Source organism: Streptomyces sp. NPDC003456 (assembly GCF_042878735.1).
Lineage (GTDB): Bacteria > Actinomycetota > Actinomycetes > Streptomycetales > Streptomycetaceae > Streptomyces.
In genome coordinates this window covers 268,995-294,487 of the sequence record NZ_JBIAOK010000004.1, presented here as the reverse complement: position 1 = coordinate 294,487, position 25,493 = coordinate 268,995, and the positions used below count along the sequence as shown (strand labels likewise).

Sequence of the window (25,493 nt, the reverse complement as noted above, 5' to 3'; positions counted from 1 at the left end):
GAGGCGCCGCTACGGCGTCCCGTCCCGGCGCGTGAGCAGCCACGGCTCCACGACACCCAGGCCACGCACCGGCCGCTGCCACATCGGCTGGAGCGCGAACCGGTACGTCGGGGGCTCCTCGCCCTCCTTCTCCGCCGCCGCGGCCTCCTCGGCGGCCTCCGCCTCCGAGGACGGCGCGTCCTGGGTGCGGATGAGTTCCTCCGCGAATGCGGTGTCCACCAGGACGGCGTCCTTGGGCGCTATCGACGTGAGCCGGGAGGCGAGATTCACGGTCGTACCGAACACATCGCCCATCCGGGTGGTGACCGTGCCGAACGCCATGCCGACGCGCAGCTCCGGCATGGTCTCGTCGTGCGCCATCGTCTCGATCAGCCGCAGGGCGATCTCGGCGGCCGTGCCGGCGTCGTCGGCCGCGTAGAGCACCTCGTCGCCGAGGGTCTTGATCAGCCGCCCGCCGTTGGCGGCCACCAGGTCGGCGGCCGTGGTCTCGAAGGCCTCGACCAGCTCGCCGAGCTCCTCCTCCTCCATCCGCCGGGTCAGCCGGGTGAAGCCGACCAGGTCGGCGAAGCCGACGGCGAGCCGCCGGTCGACCATCTCCTCGTCGTCGGCGGCCTGCACGACCCGTCCGGCCGAGGCCGCGAGCTGCCGGCGCCAGACGTAGACCAGGAACTCCTCCAGCTCGGGCAGGAGCAGCTCGACGATCGGGTACGTGACCTCCGTGCGGGTCATGCCCGGCTCCGGTGGCTCGGTCAGGCCCTCCAGGAAGGAGTCGATCTGCCACTCGGCGAGCCGCGCGGTGGTCTGCCCCGTGGAGCGGGCCACCTGCACGGCCATCGCCTCGCTCAGCAGGCCCGCCTCGACCAGACCGGCCAGGCGGCGCAGCGCGAGGACGTCCGCCTCGGTCAGGGCCTTGGCCTGCCCGATGTCGGCGAAGCCCATCGCCCGCCAGAAGCGGGAGGCCAGTTCCATGGAGACACCGGCGCTGCGGGCCGCCTGGAACGGGGTGTAGCGGCGCTCGGCGCCCAGGATGAGCCCTTCGAGGCGCAGGGCGAGCGGGTCCTCGCCGGAGTCGGCGCCCTGCGCGTCCGTGCCGGAGCCCGAGTCGTCGACGGTCACGCGTGCTGCCCTTCCGATCTGTCACGGTCAGGTATCGACCGGCCTCAACTCTACGGCAGGTGTGCGCCAGCTCACTCCGTTCGGTCCGGCCGGTGGGTGAGGTGCCGGGCGCCGTCCGGCCGTCCGGTGTTTCCCCACCGCCCCCGGACGCTCCGCTCCCCCGGAACCCAGGTCGGCCGGGACGGCCTCGTCCCGAAGCGCCGGACGGGCCGGCTGCCGGTCCGGGGCTCAGGCCGGCCTCAGGTGCACGATGTCGCCGGCCCCGACCGGCTCCTGCACCCCCCGCGCCGTCGCCAGCACCAGCCGTCCGTCGCCGTCCACGGCGACGGCCTCCCCCACGACCGCCCGGTCCCCGGGCAGCTCCGCGCGCACTTCCCGCCCGAGCGTCGCGCAGCCGGCCGCGTAGGCCTCCTGCAGCCTGCTCGCGCCGGGGTCGCCGCCCGCGGCACGCCACCTGCCGTACCACTCCTCCAGGGAGCGCAGCACGCCCCGCAGCAGCGGGTCCCGGTCCGTGCTCACGGCCCCGGCCAGCGCCAGCGACCCCGCCGTCGGCACGGGCAGCTCGTTCTCCTTGAGCGAGACGTTGACGCCGACGCCGATGACGACCCCGCCGTCACCGGCCCGCTCGGCCAGGATGCCGCCGGCCTTGCGCTCCTCGCCGCCCACCGTGACCAGCACGTCGTTGGGCCACTTCAGGGCCGTGTCGACGCCGGCGGCCCGGGACAGGCCGGCGGCCACCGCGACACCCGTGAGCAGCGGCAGCCACCCCCACCGGGGCACCGGCACCTCGCGCGGGGTGAGCAGCACCGAGAAGAACAGGCCCGAGCGCGGCGGTGCCGACCACTGCCGGTCCAGGCGTCCGCGCCCGGCCGTCTGCTCCTCGGCGATCAGCACCGCGCCCTCCACGGCCTCGCCCCCGGCCGCCCGGGCGACCAGGTCGGTGTTGGTCGAGCCGGTGCGCTGGACGACGTCGATCCGCGTCCACAGCCCTCCTTCCCGCACCAGGCCCCGGCGCAGGGCGGTGGTGTTGAGGGGCGGCCGGTCCAGATCGGACCAGCGGCTCCGGTTCGGCTCTGATGCATCTCGCGGCGTCATGCAAGCCACCCTAGGTGTGGTAAATGCCGCACTGCCGATGTGGAGGCACCCCACTACTCTACGGATGAGTAACCGTCCCCCCTTTTGAGCAGGCAGGGAGCCGCATCCCGATGTCCGAGCCGGAAGAGCAGCAGCCCGATATCCACACGACCGCGGGCAAGCTCGCGGACCTGAAGCGCCGCATCGAGGAAGCGACACACGCCGGCTCCGCCCGCGCGGTCGAGAAGCAGCACGCCAAGGGCAAGCTGACGGCCCGTGAGCGGATCGAACTCCTGCTGGACGAGGGCTCGTTCGTGGAGCTCGACGAGTTCGCCCGGCACCGCTCGACCAACTTCGGCCTCGACCGGAACCGCCCGTACGGCGACGGCGTCGTCACCGGTTACGGCACCGTCGACGGCCGGCCGGTCGCCGTGTTCTCGCAGGACTTCACCGTCTTCGGCGGTGCGCTCGGCGAGGTCTACGGGCAGAAGATCGTCAAGGTCATGGACTTCGCGCTGAAGACCGGCTGCCCGGTCGTCGGCATCAACGACTCCGGCGGCGCCCGCATCCAGGAGGGCGTGGCCTCCCTCGGCGCCTACGGCGAGATCTTCCGCCGCAACACCCACGCCTCCGGTGTGATCCCGCAGATCAGCCTGGTCGTCGGGCCGTGCGCGGGCGGGGCGGTCTACTCCCCGGCCATCACCGACTTCACGGTGATGGTCGACCAGACCTCGCACATGTTCATCACCGGACCCGACGTCATCAAGACCGTCACCGGCGAGGACGTCGGCTTCGAGGAGCTGGGCGGCGCCCGCACCCACAACGCGACCTCCGGCGTGGCCCACCACATGGCGGGCGACGAGAAGGACGCGATCGAGTACATCAAGCAGCTGCTGTCCTACCTCCCGTCGAACAACCTGTCCGAGGCGCCGGCCTTCCCCGAGGAAGCCGACCTCGAGCTCACCGACGAGGACCGCGAGCTGGACACGATCGTCCCGGACAGCGCGAACCAGCCGTACGACATGCACGCGGTGATCGAGCACGTGCTGGACGACGCCGAGTTCTTCGAGACGCAGCCGCTGTACGCGCCGAACATCGTCACCGGCTTCGGGCGGGTCGAGGGCCGGCCGGTCGGTGTCGTCGCCAACCAGCCGATGCAGTTCGCCGGCTGCCTGGACATCAAGGCCAGCGAGAAGGCGGCCCGCTTCGTGCGGACCTGCGACGCCTTCAACGTCCCGGTGCTCACCTTCGTCGACGTCCCCGGCTTCCTGCCGGGCGTGGACCAGGAGCACGACGGCATCATCCGCCGCGGCGCGAAGCTGATCTACGCCTACGCCGAGGCGACCGTCCCGCTGATCACGGTCATCACCCGCAAGGCCTTCGGCGGTGCGTACGACGTCATGGGCTCCAAGCACCTGGGGGCCGACCTCAACCTGGCCTGGCCGACGGCCCAGATCGCCGTCATGGGCGCCCAGGGCGCGGTCAACATCCTGCACCGCCGCACCCTGGCCGAGGCGGAGGCGAACGGCGAGGACCTGGAGGCGGTGCGGGCCCGGCTGATCCAGGAGTACGAGGACACCCTCCTCAACCCCTACGTCGCGGCCGAGCGCGGGTACGTCGACGCGGTGATCCTGCCGTCCGAGACGCGCCGGCACGTCGTCCGGGGCCTGCGTCAACTGCGCACGAAGCGGGAATCCCTGCCTCCGAAGAAGCACGGCAACATCCCCCTCTAGGCCCGCTGGGAGCCGTCATGAACATCAAGGTCCTGCGAGGCAACCCGACCCCGGAGGAGCTGGCCGCCGCCCTGGCGGTGGTCAGGGCGCGCGCCGCGGCGGCCGCTGCGGTGCCGTCCGGCGCGCCCACGCAGCGCGACGCGTGGTCCGACCCGTCCCGCATCGCGGCCCACCGCCTGCCCCAGCCGGGGCCGACCGCGTGGGGCCGCACCTACTGGCCGGGGTGACCCGCCCTCCCGGCCGTACGGGGGACCCGCGGCGGGAAACGCGGTAGCGGAACGCGGGGCGCCGATTTGAGTACGCCTACTCAGGCGCCCCGCCCCGCCAGGGCCGCACGCTGGAGGCATGCTGTGGTCCGACCCCGAGAACGAACCGCCCGAAGAACTGCGTGACATGCAGGACATGCTGCGGCGGCTGAGCGTTCTCCTGGCGGTGGCCATGGTGCTGGTGATGATCGGGATCGGCGTGAGGTGAGGCACCCCGCCCGGGTGACTAATCTGACGGCATGACCGCTCAGCGCAGCAGGCGACTCGTCCTCGCCTCCCAGTCCCCCGCCCGGCTCGGTCTGCTCCGCCAGGCCGGTCTCGCCCCCGAGGTGATCGTCAGCGGCGTCGACGAGGACGCCGTCACCGCCCCCACCCCCGCCGAGCTGGCGCTCGCCCTCGCCGAGGCGAAGGCGAGCGTCGTGGCGGCCCGCCCGGACGTCAAGGGCGCGCTGGTGATCGGCTGCGACTCCGTGCTCGACCTGGACGGCAAGGCGCTGGGCAAGCCCGCGGACGCCGAGGAGGCCACCGCCCGCTGGAAGGCCATGCGCGGCCGGGCCGGCACCCTGCAGACGGGCCACTGCGTCTACGACACGCTCAGCGGCCGGTACGTCTCCGCCACCGCGTCGACGGTCGTCCATTTCGGTGAACCCACCGACGAGGAGATCGCCGCCTACGTGGCTTCCGGCGAACCGCTGCACGTCGCCGGGGCGTTCACGCTGGACGGCCGTTCGGCCCCGTTCATCGACGGCATCGACGGCGACCACGGCAACGTCATCGGCATCAGCCTGCCCCTGGTCCGGCGGCTGCTGAGCGAACTGGGCGTCGGCATCACGGAGTTGTGGGCGCCGGCGGAGGGGTGACCGGGGGCCCGCCGTCACCCTCGCCGCTCTCGGGCGGGGCGCCGGCGGGCTCGGCCGGGCGGTCCTCCGTCATCAGCAGCAGCACGATCAGGGCGAGCACCAGCACCATGAAGACGAACGCCGGCGGGCCCACCGGGCCCCAGGTGAACGCCCCGAGCAGTCCGTGCACGACCGCCGCGCTGATCAGCAGGACCCGCCCGAGGCCGGCCGGGCGGCGGTCGCGCACCGCCACGAGCAGGGCGACCAGGCCGCACAGCGCGAAGTAGAGGCCGAAGACGATCCCGCCGATCTTCGACGACACCGCCATCTTGTCCGGATCCAGTCCGGCCAGCGACATGTCCTGCCGGTCGACGACGACCCCGAGGAACCAGTTCAGCGCGGCGACGCCGAACGCCTCGGCGAACAGCACGACCGCCACGACCCATGCCACCGGCCTGCGCACCACCGCGCCCCCCCTCCTCCGTTCGGGACACCGCGAAGGCTACTCACGGGTAAACGAGGGAACAAGGGTCCGTCAGCAGGCAAAGAATCATTGGGCCATTCGTAGGGACTCGACAAAGAAACTGAGTGGCCCGCAGCACGTGATGACAGAGACCTTGACCACAGGAGACGGCTAGGGTTTCCCGGAGGAGTACTGCGTTCTGCGGTGCCACAAGGGATTTTGCAGGTCGAGCGAGCCTCGAATCACGCTCCGTGTGGGCAAGCTCACCATTGGGGACGGGTCGAAGTGCCGTGTCGGCAGTCCCTAAACTCGGCTTGTTTCAAGGAGGGAGCCTCAATCGTGCGCAAGGTGCTCATCGCCAACCGTGGCGAAATCGCTGTCCGCGTGGCCCGGGCCTGCCGGGACGCCGGGATCGCGAGCGTGGCCGTCTACGCCGACCCGGACCGGGACGCTCTGCATGTCCGCGCCGCGGATGAGGCGTTCGCCCTGGGCGGTGACACCCCGGGCACCAGCTACCTCGACATCGAGAAGGTGCTGAAGGCCGCCCGGGAGTCGGGCGCGGACGCGGTCCACCCCGGATACGGCTTCCTCTCCGAGAACGCCGAGTTCGCCCAGGCGGTGCTGGACGCGGGCCTGATCTGGATCGGCCCGCCGCCGCAGGCGATCCGCGACCTGGGTGACAAGGTGGCCGCCCGGCACATCGCCCAGCGCGCCGGCGCGCCGCTGGTGGCCGGCACGCCCGACCCGGTCTCCGGCGCGGAGGAGGTCGTCGCCTTCGCCGAGGAGCACGGCCTGCCCATCGCCATCAAGGCGGCGTTCGGCGGCGGCGGCCGCGGCCTGAAGGTCGCCCGCACCCTCGAAGAGGTCCGCGAGCTGTACGACTCCGCCGTCCGTGAGGCCGTCGCGGCCTTCGGCCGGGGCGAGTGCTTCGTCGAGCGCTACCTCGACAAACCGCGTCACGTGGAGACCCAGTGCCTGGCCGACCAGCACGGCAACGTGGTGGTCGTCTCCACCCGTGACTGCTCGCTGCAGCGCCGCCACCAGAAGCTGGTGGAGGAGGCGCCCGCGCCGTTCCTGTCCGACGCGCAGATGGAGGAGCTGTACGCGGCCTCCAAGGCGATCCTGAAGGAAGCCGGCTACGTCGGCGCCGGCACCGTCGAGTTCCTCGTCGGCATGGACGGCACGATCTCCTTCCTGGAGGTCAACACCCGCCTCCAGGTGGAGCACCCGGTCACCGAGGAGGTCGCCGGCATCGACCTGGTGCGCGAGATGTTCCGCATCGCCGACGGCGAGGAGCTCGGCTACGGCGACCCGGAGCTGCGCGGCCACTCCTTCGAGTTCCGCATCAACGGCGAGGACCCGGGCCGCAACTTCCTGCCCGCGCCCGGCACCGTCACCACCTTCGCCCCGCCGTCCGGCCCGGGTGTCCGGCTGGACGCGGGCGTGGAGTCCGGCTCGGTCATCGGCCCGGCGTGGGACTCCCTGCTGGCCAAGCTGATCGTCACCGGCCGTACGCGCAAGGAGGCCCTGGAGCGGGCCGCGCGTGCGCTGGAGGAGTTCCAGGTCGAGGGCATGGCCACGGCCATCCCGTTCCACCGCGCGGTCGTCAGGGACCCGGCGTTCGCGCCCGAGCTGACCGGCTCGTCGGACCCGTTCACGGTCCACACCCGCTGGATCGAGACCGAGTTCGTCAACGAGATCAAGCCCTTCACCGCGGCGGCCGACGCCGAGGCGGACGAGGAGCCGGGTCGCGAGACGGTGGTCGTCGAGGTCGGCGGCAAGCGCCTGGAGGTCTCCCTCCCGTCCTCGCTGGGCATGTCCCTGGCCCGCACGGGGCTCGCGGCCGGTGCCAAGCCGAAGCGCCGCGCGGCGAAGAAGTCGGGCCCCGTCGCCTCCGGTGACACCCTCGCCTCGCCGATGCAGGGCACGATCGTCAAGGTCGCGGTCGAGGAGGGCCAGGAGGTCAAGGAGGGCGACCTGGTCGTCGTCCTGGAGGCCATGAAGATGGAGCAGCCCCTCAACGCCCACCGCTCCGGCACGATCAAGGGCCTCTCGGCGGAGATCGGCGCGTCGGTGACCTCGGGCGCCCCGATCTGCGAGATCAAGGACTGACCCCCGAAAACCCCCGCCTGCGGCGCGCCCTCCCGACCCGGGGGCGCGCCGCAGGCGCTTTCGCCCCCCCACCGACCGACGCAAGCCTCAGCACCACGCGGGCCAGCCCCGGAGCCTGCCGCTCCCACGCCCCCCGGCCGCCGACCACGGCGATCGCCCGCAGACCCCACCCGCGGACCGGCCGCAGATGCTTCCGCCTCCTCAGGCCCGATCGGCTCGCCCACCACCGGCAGACGTAGACCTCAACACAAGGCAGGCCCACCCGCCGGCCCGCCGCGGGCGCTTCCGCCGGCTCAGGCCGACCGGCTCGCCCCCCACCGGCCGACGTGAGCGTCAGCGGGACGCAGGGCCACCCTGAGCGCCGCCGCCGGCGTTCCTGCCACCTCCGGCCGGTCGGCTGATCCCACCGGTCCACCGATCCACCGGTCCACCGATCCACCGGTCCACGGCTGACAGCCGCCCCCGGCGAAATGCTCCACCCGGCAACCGCAGGCGTCAGCGCCACCATGGACGTTGCCGCCCTCTCAAGCCGACCGGCGTCAGCGCAACGCAGGCCCCACCCTGAGCACTGCCGCCGGCGTCTCCGCCCTCTCGCGGCGGTCGGGGCGGCCACGCCGGGCCACCGGACACGGCGTCTGCCGACGCCCGGCGGCAGGCAGCCGGCCGCGACGCGGCGCCCGGCCCGCCGCAGGCGTCAGCGGCGGCGCAGGTCTGCCACCCGGGCCCGTTCGGCCCCCGGTCCCTGCTCGCCGAGCATCGAGTGGGACCGCAACCCGCCGTTCCCACCCCCCGGCACCTGGCGGCGGGGCCCCGGCAGCGGCACGTCCCGGCGCTGCTGGCGCGCCGGGACGGCATCAGCCCCGGAGCCTGCCGCTCCCGTGGCACCCCCCTGCCCGCCGGCCACGGCGATCTGCACGCCCTGGTCGGCAAGGGCCTGGAGCTCCGTCCCGGCGCGGTCGTCGTGCGCGGGCGGCTCGTCCGTCACGAGGCGGGTGATGAGGTCCGTCGGCACGGTCTGGAACATGGTGTCCGTGCCCAGCTTGGTGTGGTCCGCGAGGACCACGACCTCCGCCGCGGCCTGCACCAGCGCCCGGTCCACGGACGCCGACAGCATGTTGGACGTGGACAGCCCGCGCTCGGCGGTGAGCCCGCTCCCGGACAGGAACGCCCGCGACACCCGCAGCCCGTGCAGCGACTGCTCCGCCCCGCTGCCGACAAGGGCGTAGTTCGAACCGCGGAGCGTCCCGCCGGTCATCACGACCTCGACCCGGTTGGCGTGGGCCAGGGCCTGCGCCACCAGCAGCGAGTTGGTGACGACCGTCAGGCCGGGCACCCGGGCGAGCCGGCGGGCCAGCTCCTGGGTGGTCGTACCCGCCCCGACCACGATCGCCTCGCCCTCTTCCACGAAGTTCGCGGCGAGGTCGGCGATGGCGGTCTTCTCGGCGGTCGCGAGATGAGACTTCTGCGGAAAGCCGGACTCCCGCGTGAAACCGCCCGGCAGTACCGCACCGCCGTGCCGGCGGTCGAGGAGTCCTTCTGCCTCCAGCGCGCGCACGTCCCGCCGTACGGTCACTTCGGAGGTCTGGACGACGCGGGCGAGCTCACGGAGCGACACGGCCCCGTTCGCTCGCACCATTTCGAGGATCAATTGGCGACGTTCTGCAGCGAACACGAAACTGACAGTAACGCCAGCGACCGTCTGCTTTCAGCAGTTTGCGCTGAATAGCAGAAGATGTTCGCAGCATGCCCCGCGAAGTGGTATAGGGCCTAGTCCCAGCGCCTATGCCGTCCGCACGGTCGGACACTCCTCGTGACCGGCCAGGGGCCGGAACCGGCCTCTCAGCCCTCGGCCGACCCCTTGCGCGTGTGCAACTGCCGTGCCACCTCGGCGATCGAGCCCGACAGGGAGGGGTAGACGGTGAACGCCTTCGCGATCTGTTCGACCGTCAGATTGTTGTCGACCGCGATCGAGATGGGGTGGATCAGTTCCGAGGCGCGCGGGGCGACGACCACGCCGCCGACCACGATGCCCGTGCCCGGACGGCAGAAGATCTTGACGAAGCCGTCGCGGATGCCCTGCATCTTGGCGCGCGGGTTGCGCAGCAGCGGCAGCTTGACGACCCGGGCGTCGATCTTCCCGGCGTCGACGTCGGCCTGGGTGTAGCCGACGGTGGCGATCTCCGGGTCGGTGAAGACGTTCGAGGAGACGGTCTTCAGGTTCAGCGGCGCCACCGCGTCGCCCAGGAAGTGGTACATCGCGATGCGCCCCTGCATGGCGGCCACGGACGCGAGGGCGAACACGCCGGTCACGTCACCGGCCGCGTACACGCCGGGAGCGGTCGTGCGCGAGACCTTGTCGGTCCAGATGTGACCGGACTCGCGCAGCCGGACGCCGGCCTCCTCCAGCCCCATGCCCGCGCTGTTGGGCACGGCGCCGACGGCCATCAGGCAGTGCGAGCCGGTGATGACGCGCCCGTCGGCGAGGGCCACCTCCACCCGGTCGCCGACCCGCTTGGCGGACTGCGCCCGGGAGCGCCCCATGACGTTCATGCCGCGCCGGCGGAAGACGTCCTCCAGCACGGCCGCGGCGTCCGGGTCCTCGCCGGGCAGCACGCGGTCGCGCGACGACACGAGCGTCACCCGGGAGCCCAGTGCCTGGTAGGCGCCGGCGAACTCGGCGCCGGTCACACCCGACCCGACCACGATCAGTTCCTCGGGCAGCTCGTCGAGGTCGTAGACCTGGGTCCAGTTGAGGATCCGCTCGCCGTCGGGCTGGGCGTCGGGCAGCTCGCGGGGGTGCCCGCCGGTGGCGATGAGCACCGCGTCGGCCGTGAGGGTCTCCTCGCTGCCGTCGGCGGCGCGCACGACGACCTTGCGCGACCCGTCGAGCGCCTGCATGCCCTCCAGCCGCCCGCGCCCGCGCATGACACGCGCGCCGGCACGCGTCACGGAGGCCGTGATGTCGTGCGACTGGGCGAGCGCGAGCCGCTTCACACGCCGGTTGACCTTGCCCAGGTCCACGCCCACCACCCGGGCGGCCTGCTCGATGTGGGGGGTGTCGTCGGCGACGATGATCCCCAGCTCCTCGTAGGAGGAGTCGAACGTGGTCATCACCTCGGCCGTGGCGATGAGTGTCTTCGACGGGACGCAGTCGGTCAGCACCGACGCCCCGCCCAGACCGTCGCAGTCGACGACGGTCACCTCCGCGCCGAGTTGAGCGGCCACCAGCGCCGCTTCGTATCCGCCGGGTCCGCCACCGATGATCACGATCCGAGTCACGTACTCCATTGTCCCGCACCGGACAACGTGACACCGCCCGGGGGCCCGCCGGCGGGGCTGTCGTTACCCGAGTGACGCCGGACCACCTGCCGTACCCTTCCCCCATGTCGCTCTACGCCGCGTACGCCGGCAACCTCGACGCGCGGCTGATGTCCCGCCGCGCCCCGCACTCGCCGCTGCGCGCCACCGGCTGGCTGAACGGATGGCGGCTGACGTTCGGCGGCGAGCACATGGGCTGGGAGGGCGCGCTGCCGACGATCGTGGAGGACCCCCTCTGCCAGGTCTTCGTCGCGCTCTACGACATCGCCCCCATGGACGAGGAGTCGCTGGACCGCTGGGAGGGCGTGGGGCTCGACATCTACCGCCGGACGCGCGTACGGGTGCACACCCTGGACGGTGAGGAGTCCGCGTGGGCCTTCACCCTGAACGCGTACGAGGGCGGTCTGCCCTCCGCCCGCTACCTGGGCGAGATCGCCGACGCGGCGGAGTCGGCCGGCGCCCCGCACGACTACGTGATGGAACTGCGCAAACGCCCCTGCTGACGGCCGGCCCCGGGCGGCGCTCGTCGGAAACGACAAGACAACGATCGCCACCCCGTGAGCTTTGACATCTACGCGCGTAGGCAATGAGCGGCTACCCTCTTGCGCGTGAACGCATCTCTTCTTCCGGACGACATCCAGGGCGACCCGCACGCGGCCGCCGACGCCGCCGCGGCCCGCCTGCGCGAACTGACGGGCGCCGAGACCCACGACGTCGCCCTCGTGATGGGCTCCGGGTGGGCCCCGGCCGTGGACGCCCTGGGCGCCCCCGAGGCCGAGTTCCAGGTCACCGAGCTGCCCGGCTTCCCGCCGCCGGCCGTGGAGGGCCACGGAGGCAAGATCCGCTCGTACCGCATCGGCAACAAGCGGGCGCTGGTCTTCCTGGGCCGCACGCACTACTACGAGGGCCGCGGGGTGGCGGCGGTCGCGCACGGCGTGCGCACCGCGGTCGCCGCGGGCGTCAAGACGGTCGTGCTGACCAACGGCTGCGGCGGTCTGCGCGAGGGCATGCGCCCCGGCCAGCCGGTCCTGATCAGCGACCACATCAACCTCACGGCCACCTCCCCCATCGTCGGCGCGAACTTCGTGGACCTGACCGACCTGTACTCCCCGCGCCTGCGCGCGCTGTGCAAGGAGGTCGACCCCACGCTGGAGGAGGGCGTCTACGCCCAGTTCCCCGGCCCGCACTACGAGACCCCCGCGGAGATCCGCATGGCCCGGGTCATCGGCGCCGACCTGGTGGGCATGTCGACGGTCCTGGAGGCGATCGCCGCCCGTGAGGCCGGCGCGGAGATCCTCGGCATCTCCCTGGTGACCAACCTCGCCGCGGGCATGACGGGCGAGCCGCTGAACCACGAGGAGGTCCTCCAGGCGGGCCGCGACTCGGCGGCCCGTATGGGCTCCCTCCTGGCGCAGGTCCTGGGCCGCCTGTAGCCGGCCGCCGCCCGCACGGGGGGTCTCCGCCAGCGGGAGGGCCCCCGGCGGCATGATGGCGCGCAGCGCAGGCGGCGCCCGCGGTGCGCTCCTGCCCGCCGTACGGCGGAAGGGGACGTGCCGGGGGATGTCCGCCCGCAGCGGCCGGCGCGCCGGCGGACAGTGCGCCGGCGTCCGCGCCCCTCGCGCCGTTCCGGGGACGGACACCCCCGGCGCGGCCCCGACCCACCCCCGCGCGTCACGCGCGACGCGCACCCCCCGAAGCGGCACAGCCCGCCGCAGGCACACCACACACGACGGAGAGGCTGACACCGAACCGTGCACGAAGAACTCATCGCTCAGGCCCAGACCTGGCTCAGCGAGGACCCCGACCCGGACACCCGTGCCGAGCTCGCGGGCCTCCTCGACGCGGGGGACCACGCCGAGCTCGCCGCCCGCTTCGCCGGCACGCTCCAGTTCGGCACCGCCGGCCTGCGCGGCGAACTCGGCGCCGGCCCCCTGCGCATGAACCGCACGGTCGTCATCCGCGCCGCCGCGGGCCTCGCCGCCTACCTGAGGAAGCAGGGCCACGGCGACGGCCTGGTCGTCATCGGCTACGACGCCCGGTACAAGTCGGCCGATTTCGCCCGCGACACCGCCGCCGTCATGACCGGGGCGGGCCTGCGCGCGGCCCTGCTGCCGCGCCCGCTGCCCACGCCGGTGCTCGCGTTCGCGATAAGGCACCTCGGCGCGGTCGCCGGAGTGGAGGTCACCGCCAGCCACAACCCGCCGCGCGACAACGGCTACAAGGTCTACCTGGGCGACGGTTCCCAGATCGTTCCGCCCGCCGACGCGGAGATCGCCGCCGAGATCGACGCGATCGGCAGCCTGAACGACGTCCCCCGGCCCGACGGCGGCTGGGACACCCTCGACGACGGCGTCCTCGACGCCTACCTCGCCCGCACGGACGCGGTCCTGGCCGAGGGCTCCCCGCGCACCGCCCGCACGGTGTACACGGCCATGCACGGCGTCGGCAAGGACGTCGTCCTGGCCGCGTTCGCCCGCGCCGGCTTCCCGGAGCCGGTCCTCGTCGCGGAGCAGGCCGAGCCCGACCCGGACTTCCCGACCGTCGCGTTCCCCAATCCGGAGGAGCCCGGCGCGATGGACCTGGCGTTCGCCAAGGCGCGCGAGGTGGACCCGGACCTGATCGTCGCCAACGACCCCGACGCGGACCGCTGCGCCGTCGCCGTGCGGGACGGCGACGACTGGCGCATGCTCCGGGGCGACGAGGTCGGCGCGCTCCTCGCCGCCCACCTGGTCAGCCGCGGCGCCACCGGCACCTTCGCCGAGTCGATCGTCTCGTCCTCGCTGCTCGGCCGCATCGCCGAGAAGGCGGGCCTGCGGCACGTGGAGACCCTCACCGGGTTCAAGTGGATCGCCAGGGCGGAGGGCCTGCGCTTCGGCTACGAGGAGGCGCTCGGCTACTGCGTCGACCCCGAGGGCGTGCGCGACAAGGACGGCATCACGGCCGCGCTGCTGATCACGGAGCTGGCGTCCCGGCTGAAGGAGGAGGGCCGCACCCTCCTGGACCTGCTGGACGACCTCGCGGTGGAGCACGGGCTGCACGCGACGGACCAGCTGTCGGTCCGGGTCGAGGACCTGTCGGTCATCGCGGCGGCCATGACGCGCCTGCGCGAGCACCCCCCGACGCGGCTCGCCGGCCTGCCCATCACCCGCACGGAGGACCTCACCCGGGGCACGGAGTCCCTCCCGCCCACGGACGGCCTGCGCTACACCCTCGACGGGGCCCGGGTGATCGTGCGCCCGAGCGGCACGGAACCGAAGCTGAAGTGCTACCTGGAGGTCGTGGTCCCGGTCGCCTCCCGTACGGACCTCCCCGAGGCCCGGGCGAAGGCGGCGGAGGTCCTGGAGTCCGTCAAGCGCGACCTCTCGGCGGCGGCGGGCATCTGACCCGGCGGGGCGCCCGGCCGAAGCCGGGCGCCCGACGGCCGTCGGAGCGCTCCGCGGCGGCCTCCGCCCGAGCCGGCCGACGGAGTCCCCCCTACGCCCCCTTCTTCGCGGCCTCCCGCCGCTGCCGCTTGCCCAGGGGCGCCTGGGAGAGGTCCTCGGCCGCGGACCGGAGGTTCTTGTAGCCGTACCCGCGCTCCTCCAGCCACGCCCGCGCGGCGTTCTCGGCCCGCTCCGCGGCCTCCAGGATGTCCTCCTCGGCCTCCCCGGAGTCCAGGAAGCGGAACGTGAAGGCGGGACGTGCGGCCACGTCGTAGGACAGGTGCCCCTCGGGCGTGAAGGCCGCGCGCAGCATGTCGTGCTCGGCGGCGCGCTCCAGCAGCGCGGCCCGCTGTTCGTCGCTCAGCCCGTCGAAGACACCGCGCACGGTGACGCGGAAGGTACGAGTGCTCATCCCCCGAACGTAGGCTCACCGCCCCGCCCGCTCCACTCCTTTTAGGAGCCGGACGGCCCGGGCAGACCGCCGTCCGAGCGGCCACTGATCCGAGCGGCCACAGAGTTGAACGGCGGCTGCTCCGAGCGGCCACGCGGGGCAGCGGCGGGGCGAGGCGCGGGTGCGCTCCCTGCGCAAGGCCGCGGGACCGCGGGTCCGCGAGAGGGAGTAGGTCCGCGAGTCCGCGAGGCCGGCAGCACCACCTGGGCGTCGGTCCGCAGGTGTGTCGGTCCGCACGGGCGCCGGTCCGGAAGGCGCAGGCGGCAGGCCCGAACGGCCCCGGCGGCCCCGGCGGCCGGAGTGTCAGCCCGCTGCCAGGAGGATCAGGACCAGGACCGCCCCGGCGACCGCCGGGCCCAGGATCTCGTAGGCCCACCGCACGGTGACCTCGCCCTGCGCCGACGCCGCCTCGTGCCGGTCCTGGTGCAGCGCCCGCAGGTCGTCCATGATCCGGTCGGTCTCGGCCCGCACGGGCCCGTCGGACATGGTCCCGCCACCGCGCCCGGCCGCGAACCCGAGCGCACCGCCGCCGTCCTGGCCCGGCTGCCGCCGGGCCTGCGCCGTCGCGCGCATCTCGCGCCGCCTGGCCCGCTTGCGGGCACGCAGCGAGACCGGCACGGCCCACAGCTGGTACTTCGTGCCGGTCAGGGTGAGGACCTCGTTGGAGTAGGCGGACTTCAGCGAGGCGACCTGGCCCCAGGGCAGCACGATGACGCGGAAGGGGTTGCGGATCCGCAGCCGGTCCTCCCCCACGTACACCGCGGGCCGCAGCGTGAAGGCGACCACCAGCGGCGCGACCAGGAGCAGCACGGCGAGCGCCAGCCAGGGCGTGCGGCCCTGCCCGTTGGCCACCGCGTCGATGCCGATCCACGCGGCGATGCCGAGCAGCATCACGCCACCGGCGATGGCCGGGACCGACCGGTGGACCCGGTCCCCGGGCCGGGGCTCCGGGGGCTGCGACGCGGGTGACTGGGAATCGGGGCTCGTCATGCCTCGATTCTGCCGGACCCTCCCCGCACCGGGCCCCCGGGCCCACCCCACCCCGTCCGGCACCGGCTCCGGGCCTGCCCGCCGCCCGGACCGACCCGTCCCCGCCGCGCGTCCCGGCCTCCGGAACATCCGGGGGCTGTACAGCCGCTACGCGCGTAGATATGCTCGTCTGGTGACCATGCCCAGTTCTGCACTCACCGCAGCTCACCCCCTCAAGGACGTCGCCTCGTCCGACAGCGCGCTGCGCCGCTTCCTCCACGGGCTCCCCGGCGTCGACGCGGTCGGACTCGAGGGGCGTGCGGCCTCCCTCGGCACCCGCTCGATCAAGACGACCGCCAAGGCGTACGCGATCGACCTGGCCATCTCGATGGTCGACCTGACGACGCTGGAAGGCGCGGACACCCCGGGCAAGGTCCGGGCGCTCGGCGCGAAGGCGGTCAGGCCCGACCCGACCGACCGCACGACGCCCGCGACGGCCGCGGTCTGCGTCTACCCCGACATGGTGGGCGTGGCCAAGGAGGCCGTCGCCGGTTCCGGCGTGAAGGTCGCCTCGGTGGCCACGGCGTTCCCGGCCGGCCGCGCCTCGCTCGACGTCAAGCTGACCGACGTCCGCGAGGCGGTCGCCGCGGGTGCCGACGAGATCGACATGGTCATCGACCGCGGGGCGTTCCTCGCGGGGCGATACTTGAAGGTGTACGACGAGATCACCGCCGTGAAGGAGGCCTGCGGCAGCTCGGCGCGCCTGAAGGTCATCTTCGAGACGGGCGAGCTCTCGACGTACGACAACATCCGCCGCGCGAGCTGGCTCGGCATGCTGGCCGGCGCGGACTTCATCAAGACCTCCACCGGAAAGGTCGCGGTCAACGCGACCCCGGCGAACACGCTGCTGATGCTGGAGGCGGTGCGCGACTTCCGCGCCCAGACCGGCATCCAGGTCGGCGTGAAGCCGGCCGGCGGCATCCGCACGTCCAAGGACGCCATCAAGTTCCTCGTGCTGGTCAACGAGACGGCGGGCGAGGACTGGCTGGACAACCACTGGTTCCGCTTCGGCGCCTCCTCGCTGCTCAACGACCTGCTGATGCAGCGCCAGAAGCTGGCCACCGGCCGCTACTCCGGTCCCGACTACGTGACGGTGGACTGAGCCCCATGAACAGTGACAACGTGTCATCGGTATTCGCCTACGCCCCGGCCCCCGAGTCGCGCGCGATCGTCGACATCGCGCCCTCCTACGGCCTGTTCATCGACGGCGAGTTCGTCGAGGCGGCGGACGGCAAGGTCTTCAAGACCGTCTCGCCGTCCTCCGAGGAGGTCCTGTCCGAGATCGCGCAGGCCGGGTCCGAGGACGTCGACCGCGCGGTGAAGGCCGCGCGCCGGGCGTTCGAGAAGTGGTCGGCGCTGCCCGGCTCGGAGCGCGCCAAGTACCTGTTCCGCATCGCGCGGATCATCCAGGAGCGTTCGCGCGAGCTCGCCGTCCTGGAGACCCTGGACAACGGCAAGCCGATCAAGGAGACCCGCGACGCGGACCTGCCCCTGGTCGCCGCGCACTTCTTCTACTACGCGGGCTGGGCCGACAAGCTCGACCACGCCGGCCTCGGCGCGAACCCCCGCCCGCTCGGTGTCGCGGGCCAGGTCATCCCCTGGAACTTCCCGCTGCTGATGCTGGCGTGGAAGATCGCCCCGGCCCTGGCGGCGGGCAACACGGTGGTGCTGAAGCCCGCCGAGACGACCCCCCTGTCCGCCCTGTTCTTCGCGGACATCTGCCGTCAGGCGGGCCTGCCCAAGGGCGTCGTCAACATCCTCCCGGGCTACGGCGACGCGGGCGCGGCGCTGGTCGCCCACCCGGACGTGGACAAGGTGGCCTTCACCGGCTCCACCGCCGTCGGCAAGGAGATCGCGCGGACGGTCGCGGGCAGCCGCAAGAAGCTCACCCTCGAACTGGGCGGCAAGGGCGCGAACATCGTCTTCGACGACGCCCCCATCGACCAGGCCGTCGAGGGCATCGTCAACGGCATCTTCTTCAACCAGGGCCAGGTCTGCTGCGCGGGCAGCCGCCTGCTGGTCCAGGAGTCCATCCACGAGGAACTGCTCGACTCCCTCAAGCGCCGCCTGTCCACGCTGCGCCTCGGCGACCCGCTGGACAAGAACACCGACATCGGCGCGATCAACTCCGAGGAGCAGCTCACGCGCATCACCTCGCTCGTCGAGCAGGGCGAGGCGGAGGGCGCCGAGCGCTGGTCCCCGGCCTGCGAACTGCCGGAGAGCGGCTACTGGTTCGCCCCGACGCTGTTCACGAACGTCACCCAGGCGCACACGGTCGCCCGGGACGAGATCTTCGGCCCGGTGCTGTCGGTGCTGACGTTCCGCACGCCGGACGAGGCGGTCGCCAAGGCCAACAACACGCCGTACGGCCTGTCCGCCGGCATCTGGACGGAGAAGGGCTCGCGCATCCTGGCGGTCGCGAACAAGCTCCGCGCGGGCGTCGTGTGGTCCAACACGTTCAACAAGTTCGACCCGACCTCGCCGTTCGGCGGTTACAAGGAGTCGGGCTTCGGCCGCGAGGGCGGCCGCCACGGCCTGGAGGCGTACCTCGCCCCGTCGAGCCCGGAGGGCGAGCGCTAAATGACTGCAGTTGACCGTCTCAGTGTGTTCAAGACCTACAAGCTGTACGTCGGCGGGAAGTTCCCGCGTTCCGAGAGCGGCCGGGTGTACGAGGTGACCGACGCAAAGGGCAACTGGCTGGCCAACGCGCCCCTCTCCTCCCGCAAGGACGCCCGGGACGCGGTCGTCGCGGCCCGCAAGGCGTTCGGCGGCTGGTCCGGGGCGACGGCGTACAACCGGGGCCAGGTGCTCTACCGCGTCGCCGAGATGCTGGAGGGCCGCCGGGACCAGTTCGTGCGCGAGGTGGCCGACGCGGAGGGCCTGGGCAAGTCCAAGGCCGCGGTGATCGTGGACGCGACGATCGACCGCTGGGTCTGGTACGCGGGCTGGACCGACAAGATCGCCCAGGTGGTCGGCGGCGGCAACCCGGTCGCGGGCCCGTTCTTCAACCTCTCCTCCCCGGAGCCGACGGGCGTGGTCGCCGTGCTGGCGCCGCAGGAGTCGTCCTTCCTGGGCCTGGTGTCGGTGCTCGCCCCGGTGATCGCCACGGGCAACACGGCGGTCGTGGTGGCCAGCGAGAAGGCCCCGCTGCCCGCCCTGTCCCTGGCCGAGGTGCTGGCCACCTCGGACGTCCCGGGCGGCGTGGTCAACGTCCTGTCGGGCCGGACGGCGGAGATCGCCGCCCCGCTCGCCGCCCACCAGGACGTCAACGCGATCGACCTCGCGGGCGCCGACGAGGCGCTGGCGAAGGAGCTGGAGGTCGCCGCGGCGGACAACCTCAAGCGCGTGCTGCGTCCACAGCCTGTGGATTACGCGCGGACCCCCGGCACCGACCGCATGACGGCGTTCCTGGAGACCAAGACGGTCTGGCACCCCACGGGGTCGCTCGGCGCCTCGGGCTCCTCCTACTAGGCGCCTGCCGCCGGGCGCCCTCCCCGGGCACCTCACAGCCGAAGCCCCGGCCCTCCTCCGTCCGGGAGGGCCGGGGCTTCTTCCGTGCCCGCGCCTACTGCTGCGGCGACAGCAGCCCGGCCGCCTGTCCCACCACCGGGATGCCCGCGATCGACTGCGCCTGCGCGACCGGCCCCGTCAGCGCCTGGGACGTCAGCGGCTTGAAGTCGCCGAGCTGGGTGCCGACGCCGTTGTCGAGCGGGTCGACTCCCGTGCCGGCGAGCGGGTTGGGCTTGAGGCCGGCGACCGGCCCGGTGACATAGCCGAGGGTGCCCGTGACGGCCTGGAGGCCCGACTGGGGGTCGATCTTGCCGAGCGAGGTGGGACGGGTGTTCACCACGCCCAGGACCGAGGTGGCGTCCGCCGCGGCCGACGCCGTGCCCGCAGCCAGCGCCACGCCCGCGGTCGCGAGGACGGCCAGGGCCCGCTGGACGGTCGGCTGCTGGGGAGTGTCGTGTCGGGCCATGACTGCCACCTTCTGATGCACTGGGTAATCGTGTCGGGACCGAGGGTAGTTGAGGTGTGACGCGCGCATCAAAGACGACCCGCAGGTTCTACGGCCCCCGGTGGATGCCTCACACTGGTGTCCCGTGAGTTCCCCTCTGCCCATACAGACCCGAGTCGTGCTGCTGTGCGGCCCCTCCGGCTCCGGCAAGTCCCTGCTCGCGGCCCGCTCCGGCCTCCCGGTGCTGCGGCTCGACGACTTCTACAAGGAGGGCGGCGACCCGACACTGCCGCTGGTGGCGGGGAGCTCCGACATCGACTGGGACCACCCGGACTCCTGGGACGCGGACGCGGCCGTGGCCGCCATCGTCGAGCTGTGCGGCACGGGCCGCACCGACGTCCCCGTCTACGACCTCTCGCTGAGCGCCCGGACCGGCGCCGAGACGGTCGAGATCGGCCGGACCCCGCTGTTCATCGCCGAGGGCATCTTCGCCGCGGAGATCGTCACCCGCTGCCGCGAACTGGGCGTCCTCGCCGACGCGCTGTGCCTGAGCCGCGGGGCGGTGAAGACGTTCCGCCGCCGCTTCCTGCGCGATCTGCGCGAGGGCCGCAAGTCGGTGCCGTTCCTGCTGCGCCGCGGCTGGCGGCTGATGCGGCAGGAGCGCTCCATCGTGGCCCGCCAGACCGCGCTCGGCGCGCACCCTTGCGACCGCGACGAGGCGATGGGCCGCCTGGCGGCCGCAGCGGCGGGCCGCTGCGCGGGCCTGCGCACCGCGGCCTGAAGCCGAGCGGCGCGCGCCCGTCCCCGGCAGCGTGGCCCCGGGGACGCACGCGAGGGAGAAGCGCACACGAAAGCGGGGCTGGACGGACCCCCCGGCCCTCCAGCCCCGCTTCGGTACTCCCCCGTGTCCCCCACTCTCCCGAAGCGGACGCCCCCCAGCGTCCGTTCGGTTCCCCCGTGGGCCCCACCCCCTGTGGTGCTCCCCCCCGTACCTTCAGGCGACGAGCTCGCCGAAGGCGTCCTCCTCGTCACGGCCGAAGCTGAGGACCTCGTCCTCGCGCAGCCGGCGGAGCGACCGCCAGATGCTGGACTTCACCGTGCCGACACTGATGTCGAGGATCTCCGCGATCTCCGGGTCCGTGCGGCCCTCGTAGTAGCGCAGGACCAGCATCGTGCGCTGGAGTTCGGGCAGCCGGGCCAGCGCCTGCCACAGGACCGCGCGCAGCTCGGTGCCGCGCATCGCGTCCGTGTCGCCGGGCGTCTCCGGCAGTTCCTCGGTCGGGTACTCGTTGAGCTTGCGGCGCCGCCAGGCGCTGATGTGCAGGTTGGTCATGGTGCGGCGGAGGTACCCGCCGACCGCGGCCTTGTCGCTGATCCGGTCCCACGCCCGGTAGGTCGAGAACAGCGCACTCTGCAGCAGGTCCTCGGCCTCGAAGCGGTCGCCGGTCAGGTGGTAGGCGGTTGCGTACAGGGAGGCGCGGCGCTCCTGGACGTAGGCGGTGAACGCCGCTTCGGCATCCCCGGTCTCCGTCAGCGAGCGGCGCTCCCCCGAGCCCTCCCCGTACGCGGCTCCCCCGTGAGCCGCCCCCGCCCCGTTGTTCTCCCCCGTGCGTGCGTCGACCACCGTCATGAACCCGGTGTGCTGACGCCCGGCACCGCGAGCGCACCCCCGCGCTCCCCCGAGCTCGCGGCTGCGCTCCGGCCCCCGGTTCACGTCGTGCAGACGCGTGATCACTGCGCTGGTGCTGGTGCCGTGCAGCGTGTTCATCTCGCGCCCCCCGTCGTGGACTTCCGGTGTGCGTCCCGCCGGAGCGGGCTGCCTTGCCTGTGCCGAAAAGCTTGCCGCGGCACTTTCATCGCCGTGTCCGTCGACTGTCACAGACCTGTCACAGGGGCCGGCCACACGAAGCGCACACTCTTCACACGAGCCGCCGGTGCCGGAGCAAGCGTGTGGGCCCCACCGGTCGAACCCCGGGGCCTCCATGGGCCAGAATGAGCCCGTGCCTTCCCTGTTGCTGATCGAGGACGACGACGCCATCCGGACGGCCCTGGAGCTCTCTCTGACGCGCCAGGGCCACCGCGTGGCGACCGCTGCCAGCGGTGAGGACGGTCTGAAGCTCCTGCGCGAGCAGCGACCGGACCTGATCGTGCTGGACGTGATGCTGCCCGGCATCGACGGGTTCGAGGTGTGCCGGCGCATCCGGCGCACGGACCAGTTGCCGATCATCCTGCTGACCGCGCGCAGCGACGACATCGACGTGGTGGTCGGCCTGGAGTCCGGCGCCGACGACTACGTGGTGAAGCCGGTGCAGGGACGCGTGCTCGACGCCCGTATCCGGGCCGTGCTGCGGCGCGGTGAGCGGGAGTCCAACGACGCGGCGACGTTCGGCAGCCTGGTCATCGACCGTTCGGCGATGACCGTCACGAAGAACGGCGAGGACCTCCAGCTCACGCCGACCGAGCTGCGGCTGCTGCTGGAGCTGAGCCGGCGGCCCGGGCAGGCGCTGTCGCGGCAGCAGCTGCTCAGGCTGGTGTGGGAGCACGACTACCTGGGCGACTCGCGGCTGGTGGACGCCTGCGTCCAGCGGCTGCGCGCCAAGGTCGAGGACGTGCCGTCGTCCCCGTCGCTGATCCGTACCGTGCGGGGTGTCGGCTACCGGCTGGATCCGCCTCAGTGACCCAGCAGCACCCAGGGGGGAACCGCGGCTGGACCGCGGAGCGCAAGGGAGTTCTGTCGCGGCTGCGTTTCACGAGCCTGCGGCTGAGGCTGGTCCTGGTCTTCGCGCTGGTGGCGCTGACGGCGGCCGTGTCCGCGTCCGGCATCGCGTACTGGCTCAACCGCGAGGCCGTGCTCACCCGTACCCAGGACGCGGTCCTGCGGGACTTCGAGCAGGAGATGCAGAACCGGGCGGGCGCGCTGCCCGAGCGGCCCACGCAGGACGAACTGCAGCACACCGCCGGGCAGATGGCCGGCAGCGACCAGCGGTTCAGTGTGCTGCTGGTCGCCGAGAACCCCGACGGGCGGACCGTCTACGGCAGCTCCGGGGGGCTGAGCGGCTTCTCGCTGCGGGACGTGCCGGCGTCCCTGCGCACGGCGGTGAACAAGACGCAGAAGGTCGACGGGGCGAACAAGTACCCGCACCACCTGTACTGGCAGCGGATAGTCGACCACGACACCCCGTACCTGGTGGCGGGGACCCGGGTGATCGGCGGCGGCCCGACCGGCTACATGCTCAAGTCGCTGGAGCCGGAGGCCAAGGACCTCAACTCGCTGGCGTGGTCGCTCGGCATCGCCACGGGACTGGCGCTGATCGGCTCGGCGCTGCTCGCGCAGGCCGCGGCGACGACCGTGCTGAAGCCGGTGCAGCGGCTCGGGGCGGCGGCCCGGCGCCTCGGCGAGGGCAGGCTCGACACCCGGCTGAGGGTGTCCGGCACGGACGAACTGGCCGACCTGTCACGGACGTTCAACAACGCGGCCGAGGCCCTGGAGAAGCGGGTCGCGGACATGGCCGCGCGCGACGAGGCGTCCCGGCGGTTCGTGGCGGACATGAGCCACGAGCTGCGCACGCCGCTCACCGCCATCACCGCCGTGACGGAGGTGCTGGAGGAGGAGCTGGAGGCCGAGACCGGGAGCATGGACCCGATGATCGAGCCGGCCGTCCGGCTGGTGGTCAGCGAGACGCGGCGGCTGAACGACCTCGTCGAGAACCTGATGGAGGTCACCCGCTTCGACGCGGGCACCGCCCGGCTCGTCCTGGACGACGTCGACGTGGCCGACCAGATCACCGCGTGCATCGACGCCCGTGCCTGGCTGGACGCGGTGGAGCTGGACGCCGAGCGCGGCATCCACGCCCGCCTGGACCCGCGCCGCCTGGACGTCATCCTGGCCAACCTCATCGGCAACGCGCTCAAGCACGGCGGTTCCCCGGTGCGGGTGTCGGTGCGGGTGGCGGACGACTGGATCGTCATCGAGGTGCGGGACCACGGGCCCGGCATCCCCGAGGACGTGCTGCCGCACGTCTTCGACCGCTTCTACAAGGCCAGCGCCTCGCGCCCGCGCTCGGAGGGCAGCGGGCTGGGGCTGTCCATCGCCCTCGAGAACGCCCACATCCACGGCGGTGAGATCACCGCGGCCAACTCGGCGGACTCGGGCGCGGTGTTCACGCTGCGGCTGCCGCGCGACACGTCCGACACCCCGGAGCAGACCGCCGGGGACGGGCCGGAGTCCGGGGACGACGGGCCGGAGCGGGGCCCGGACGCGAAGGGGGACGCCTGATGCACGTACGACGCCCGTGGGCCCCGGCGACCGCGCGGCCCGGCGGCGACGGACCCGCGCCCGCCGGACGAGCCACGGAGCGCGCCGGCGGCCGGCCGGGCCGCCGCCGGGGGCTCGCCCGCCCGGCGGCGCTTCCCGCGCTCGCCCTGCTGCTCGCCGGCTGCGGGATCCGGGCCACCGAGGTGCCGACGAACTTCGGGCCCGCCCCCTCACGGGTGCAGTGCTCGCTGTCCGAGGCGGACGTGGCGACGCAGGCCGCCCGCGGGCTGCCGGTGCGGGTGCTCCTGCTGTGCGGGTCCTCGCTGGTGACCGTCGACCGGACCGTGCGGGTCCCGGAGGGCGCGGCCGACTCCGAGCGGCGCCTGCTGGTGGCGCAGGGGCTGCTGGACCAGCTCGCCGAGCCGCCGTCACCGGCCGAGAAGGAGGCGGGCTACAGCACCGACGTCCGTGAGGGCATCACCGCCGGCCCGCCCCGGCCCGGCGACCCGGAGGACGCCCTGCGGCTGAGCACGGCCCCCGACAGCCTCACCTCGTACGCCCTCGCGCAGATCGTGTGCACCTTCTCCGACTCGGCGGCGGCCCAGGGCGACGGCTCGGTGGTCCTCGGCGGGCCGGGCGCCGGCCCGCCACGGAGTTACGCGTGCACGGAGGAGGTGCGGGCCCGCCCGGGCAGCAAGGAACCGCCGTCGAAGGAGGCGGCCGGGGAGTGAACCGGCCGGGTCCCGCCGGGCTGTGGCGCATGACTCACCGGCGTGCGCGGGCCCGGCGCGGAACCGATCCGGCCGGAGGCGGCGTCTTGGGGGGCGTGCAGCGTCAAGGCTCCATCGGCGGCAGCGCCGCGTTCCGCATCCGGGTGGCAGGAGGTGTCCTCCTCGTCGCACACCTGGCGTTCGTCGCCTGGTTCACGCTGCGGCCGCTGGACGTGCCCTGGGTGATGCCGGCCAATCTCCGGCCGTTCGACGGGGTCCGGGCCGATCTCGCCCTGGGCTGGCCCGAGGCGGCCCGCAGCATCGGCGAGAAGCTGGCCCTGCTGGCGCCGCTGGGGGTGCTGCTGCCGCTGGTGGGCGGCAGGCTGACCGTCTCCCCGCTGGCGTCCCTGCTGCGCACGGTCACCGCCGGAGCCCTGCTGTCGACGGTCATCGAGCTGCTCCAGACCGGCGTTCCCGGCCAGGTCGTCGACATCGACTCGCTGTTCCTGAACACCGCGGGCATCGCCCTGACGCATCTCGCGCTGGTCCCGGCCGGCCGCTCCTGGCTGCGCCGCCGCACCGTCCGCTCCGGTCGCGCGGTCCCCGTCCCGGTCCCTCAGGAGCCGGCTCAGGGTCGGACCCCGACGATTCCCAGGGTCGGGATCGCCCCGTGGAGCGACGCTTTGCCCCCTTCGTCTCCGTAGCGTCGACGGCAGATGGGGTACTCGGACGAGAGGCCTCACATCCCGA

24 protein-coding genes and 1 pseudogene are annotated in these 25,493 nt (G+C 73.0%); 16 read left to right on the top strand and 9 right to left on the bottom strand.

What is annotated here, in order from left to right:
- Nucleotides 1–9: 9 nt before the first annotated feature.
- Both ACFYWG_RS17520 and ACFYWG_RS17515 read right to left on the bottom strand, forming a co-directional pair.
- A complete protein-coding gene (locus tag ACFYWG_RS17520) occupies nt 10–1,116 on the bottom strand; it encodes an adenylate/guanylate cyclase domain-containing protein (RefSeq protein WP_376328855.1) in 1,107 nt (368 codons plus the stop codon).
- A gap of 228 nt (nt 1,117–1,344) precedes the next feature.
- Nucleotides 1,345–2,211, bottom strand: coding sequence for a biotin--[acetyl-CoA-carboxylase] ligase (locus ACFYWG_RS17515; RefSeq protein ID WP_383506018.1), 867 nt, complete (start codon nt 2,209–2,211; stop codon nt 1,345–1,347).
- 110 nt (nt 2,212–2,321) lie between these two features.
- On the opposite strand from ACFYWG_RS17515, the gene ACFYWG_RS17510 reads away from it, so the two are divergent.
- The 4 genes from ACFYWG_RS17510 (at nt 2,322) to ACFYWG_RS17495 (ending at nt 5,049) form a co-directional block, all read left to right on the top strand.
- Nucleotides 2,322–3,923: an acyl-CoA carboxylase subunit beta gene (locus tag ACFYWG_RS17510; RefSeq protein WP_376328850.1), complete on the top strand. Its 1,602-nt coding sequence runs from the start codon at nt 2,322–2,324 to the stop codon at nt 3,921–3,923.
- 17 nt (nt 3,924–3,940) lie between these two features.
- The gene (locus tag ACFYWG_RS17505; RefSeq protein ID WP_376328848.1) at nt 3,941–4,150 is read left to right on the top strand and encodes an acyl-CoA carboxylase epsilon subunit; all 210 of its coding nucleotides are present in this window, start codon (nt 3,941–3,943) and stop codon (nt 4,148–4,150) included.
- A 118-nt stretch (nt 4,151–4,268) separates the two neighbouring features.
- Nucleotides 4,269–4,397, top strand: coding sequence for a morphogenic membrane protein MmpB (gene mmpB, locus ACFYWG_RS17500; protein WP_376328845.1), 129 nt, complete (start codon nt 4,269–4,271; stop codon nt 4,395–4,397).
- A gap of 31 nt (nt 4,398–4,428) precedes the next feature.
- A complete protein-coding gene (locus tag ACFYWG_RS17495; RefSeq protein ID WP_383506015.1) occupies nt 4,429–5,049 on the top strand; it encodes a Maf family protein in 621 nt (206 codons plus the stop codon).
- Here ACFYWG_RS17495 and ACFYWG_RS17490 read toward each other — a convergent pair.
- Nucleotides 5,018–5,494 carry a hypothetical protein gene (locus tag ACFYWG_RS17490; RefSeq protein ID WP_384323126.1) on the bottom strand — a complete coding sequence of 159 codons (477 nt, stop codon included), beginning with the start codon at nt 5,492–5,494 and terminating at the stop codon, nt 5,018–5,020. The two genes, ACFYWG_RS17495 and ACFYWG_RS17490, sit on opposite strands and share 32 nt — an antisense overlap.
- A 336-nt stretch (nt 5,495–5,830) precedes the next feature.
- On the opposite strand from ACFYWG_RS17490, the gene ACFYWG_RS17485 reads away from it, so the two are divergent.
- Nucleotides 5,831–7,603 carry an acetyl/propionyl/methylcrotonyl-CoA carboxylase subunit alpha gene (locus ACFYWG_RS17485; RefSeq protein WP_389202053.1) on the top strand — a complete coding sequence of 591 codons (1,773 nt, stop codon included), beginning with the start codon at nt 5,831–5,833 and terminating at the stop codon, nt 7,601–7,603.
- A 694-nt stretch (nt 7,604–8,297) separates the two neighbouring features.
- On the opposite strand, the gene ACFYWG_RS17480 is transcribed toward ACFYWG_RS17485, so the two are convergent.
- Nucleotides 8,298–9,275: a DeoR/GlpR family DNA-binding transcription regulator gene (locus ACFYWG_RS17480; protein WP_376328835.1), complete on the bottom strand. Its 978-nt coding sequence runs from the start codon at nt 9,273–9,275 to the stop codon at nt 8,298–8,300.
- Between the two features lie 167 nt (nt 9,276–9,442).
- A pseudogene (locus ACFYWG_RS17475) lies at nt 9,443–10,894 on the bottom strand (NAD(P)H-quinone dehydrogenase); the annotation flags it as partial.
- A gap of 92 nt (nt 10,895–10,986) precedes the next feature.
- Here ACFYWG_RS17475 and ACFYWG_RS17470 point away from each other — a divergent pair.
- The 3 genes from ACFYWG_RS17470 (at nt 10,987) to ACFYWG_RS17460 (ending at nt 14,304) form a co-directional block, all read left to right on the top strand.
- Nucleotides 10,987–11,424, top strand: coding sequence for a gamma-glutamylcyclotransferase (locus tag ACFYWG_RS17470; protein ID WP_333932521.1), 438 nt, complete (start codon nt 10,987–10,989; stop codon nt 11,422–11,424).
- Nucleotides 11,425–11,529: 105 nt separating this feature from the next.
- Nucleotides 11,530–12,354 (top strand): purine-nucleoside phosphorylase, encoded by an 825-nt coding sequence (locus ACFYWG_RS17465; protein ID WP_383506810.1) that lies wholly within the window; start codon nt 11,530–11,532, stop codon nt 12,352–12,354.
- Between the two features lie 318 nt (nt 12,355–12,672).
- Nucleotides 12,673–14,304: a phospho-sugar mutase gene (locus ACFYWG_RS17460; RefSeq protein WP_389202050.1), complete on the top strand. Its 1,632-nt coding sequence runs from the start codon at nt 12,673–12,675 to the stop codon at nt 14,302–14,304.
- 91 nt (nt 14,305–14,395) lie between these two features.
- Here the strand turns inward: ACFYWG_RS17460 and ACFYWG_RS17455 are convergent, their stop codons facing one another.
- Nucleotides 14,396–14,755, bottom strand: a complete 360-nt coding sequence (locus ACFYWG_RS17455; RefSeq protein WP_389202047.1) for a DUF6204 family protein — start codon at nt 14,753–14,755, stop codon at nt 14,396–14,398.
- A 342-nt stretch (nt 14,756–15,097) separates the two neighbouring features.
- Nucleotides 15,098–15,784 (bottom strand): PH domain-containing protein, encoded by a 687-nt coding sequence (locus ACFYWG_RS17450; protein WP_383506819.1) that lies wholly within the window; start codon nt 15,782–15,784, stop codon nt 15,098–15,100.
- A gap of 178 nt (nt 15,785–15,962) precedes the next feature.
- Here ACFYWG_RS17450 and deoC point away from each other — a divergent pair, with 178 nt between their 5' ends.
- From deoC to ACFYWG_RS17435, 3 genes are read left to right on the top strand one after another with little or no spacing between them, the layout of a single operon-like run.
- The gene (gene deoC / locus ACFYWG_RS17445) at nt 15,963–16,925 is read left to right on the top strand and encodes a deoxyribose-phosphate aldolase (RefSeq protein ID WP_376328823.1); all 963 of its coding nucleotides are present in this window, start codon (nt 15,963–15,965) and stop codon (nt 16,923–16,925) included.
- Between the two features lie 20 nt (nt 16,926–16,945).
- Entirely contained in the window at nt 16,946–18,403 is a 1,458-nt protein-coding gene (locus ACFYWG_RS17440; protein WP_389202044.1) for an aldehyde dehydrogenase family protein, read from the top strand.
- Nucleotides 18,404–19,294, top strand: coding sequence for an aldehyde dehydrogenase family protein (locus ACFYWG_RS17435; protein WP_383506825.1), 891 nt, complete (start codon nt 18,404–18,406; stop codon nt 19,292–19,294). It begins immediately after the preceding gene.
- Nucleotides 19,295–19,388: 94 nt separating this feature from the next.
- On the opposite strand, the gene ACFYWG_RS17430 is transcribed toward ACFYWG_RS17435, so the two are convergent.
- On the bottom strand, nt 19,389–19,799 hold the full coding sequence (locus tag ACFYWG_RS17430; RefSeq protein WP_383506828.1) for a hypothetical protein: 411 nt from the start codon (nt 19,797–19,799) through the stop codon (nt 19,389–19,391).
- 124 nt (nt 19,800–19,923) lie between these two features.
- On the opposite strand from ACFYWG_RS17430, the gene ACFYWG_RS17425 reads away from it, so the two are divergent.
- A complete protein-coding gene (locus ACFYWG_RS17425; RefSeq protein WP_383506831.1) occupies nt 19,924–20,559 on the top strand; it encodes a uridine kinase in 636 nt (211 codons plus the stop codon).
- A gap of 213 nt (nt 20,560–20,772) precedes the next feature.
- Here the strand turns inward: ACFYWG_RS17425 and ACFYWG_RS17420 are convergent, their stop codons facing one another.
- Nucleotides 20,773–21,546, bottom strand: coding sequence for a SigE family RNA polymerase sigma factor (locus ACFYWG_RS17420; RefSeq protein WP_376328813.1), 774 nt, complete (start codon nt 21,544–21,546; stop codon nt 20,773–20,775).
- 232 nt (nt 21,547–21,778) lie between these two features.
- Between ACFYWG_RS17420 and afsQ1 the strand changes: the two genes are divergently transcribed.
- The 4 genes from afsQ1 to ACFYWG_RS17400 all read left to right on the top strand — a co-directional run bounded on the left by afsQ1 (nt 21,779) and on the right by ACFYWG_RS17400 (nt 25,447).
- Nucleotides 21,779–22,456 carry a two-component system response regulator AfsQ1 gene (gene afsQ1, locus ACFYWG_RS17415; RefSeq protein ID WP_376328810.1) on the top strand — a complete coding sequence of 226 codons (678 nt, stop codon included), beginning with the start codon at nt 21,779–21,781 and terminating at the stop codon, nt 22,454–22,456.
- Entirely contained in the window at nt 22,453–24,054 is a 1,602-nt protein-coding gene (locus tag ACFYWG_RS17410) for an ATP-binding protein (RefSeq protein ID WP_376328808.1), read from the top strand. The genes afsQ1 and ACFYWG_RS17410 overlap by 4 nt, the downstream gene beginning before the upstream one ends.
- Nucleotides 24,054–24,764 carry a hypothetical protein gene (locus ACFYWG_RS17405; RefSeq protein ID WP_385419104.1) on the top strand — a complete coding sequence of 237 codons (711 nt, stop codon included), beginning with the start codon at nt 24,054–24,056 and terminating at the stop codon, nt 24,762–24,764. Before ACFYWG_RS17410 ends, ACFYWG_RS17405 begins: the two co-directional genes overlap by 1 nt.
- 95 nt (nt 24,765–24,859) lie before the next feature.
- A complete protein-coding gene (locus tag ACFYWG_RS17400; RefSeq protein WP_376331859.1) occupies nt 24,860–25,447 on the top strand; it encodes a VanZ family protein in 588 nt (195 codons plus the stop codon).
- The last annotated feature ends 46 nt before the right edge of the window (nt 25,448–25,493 follow it).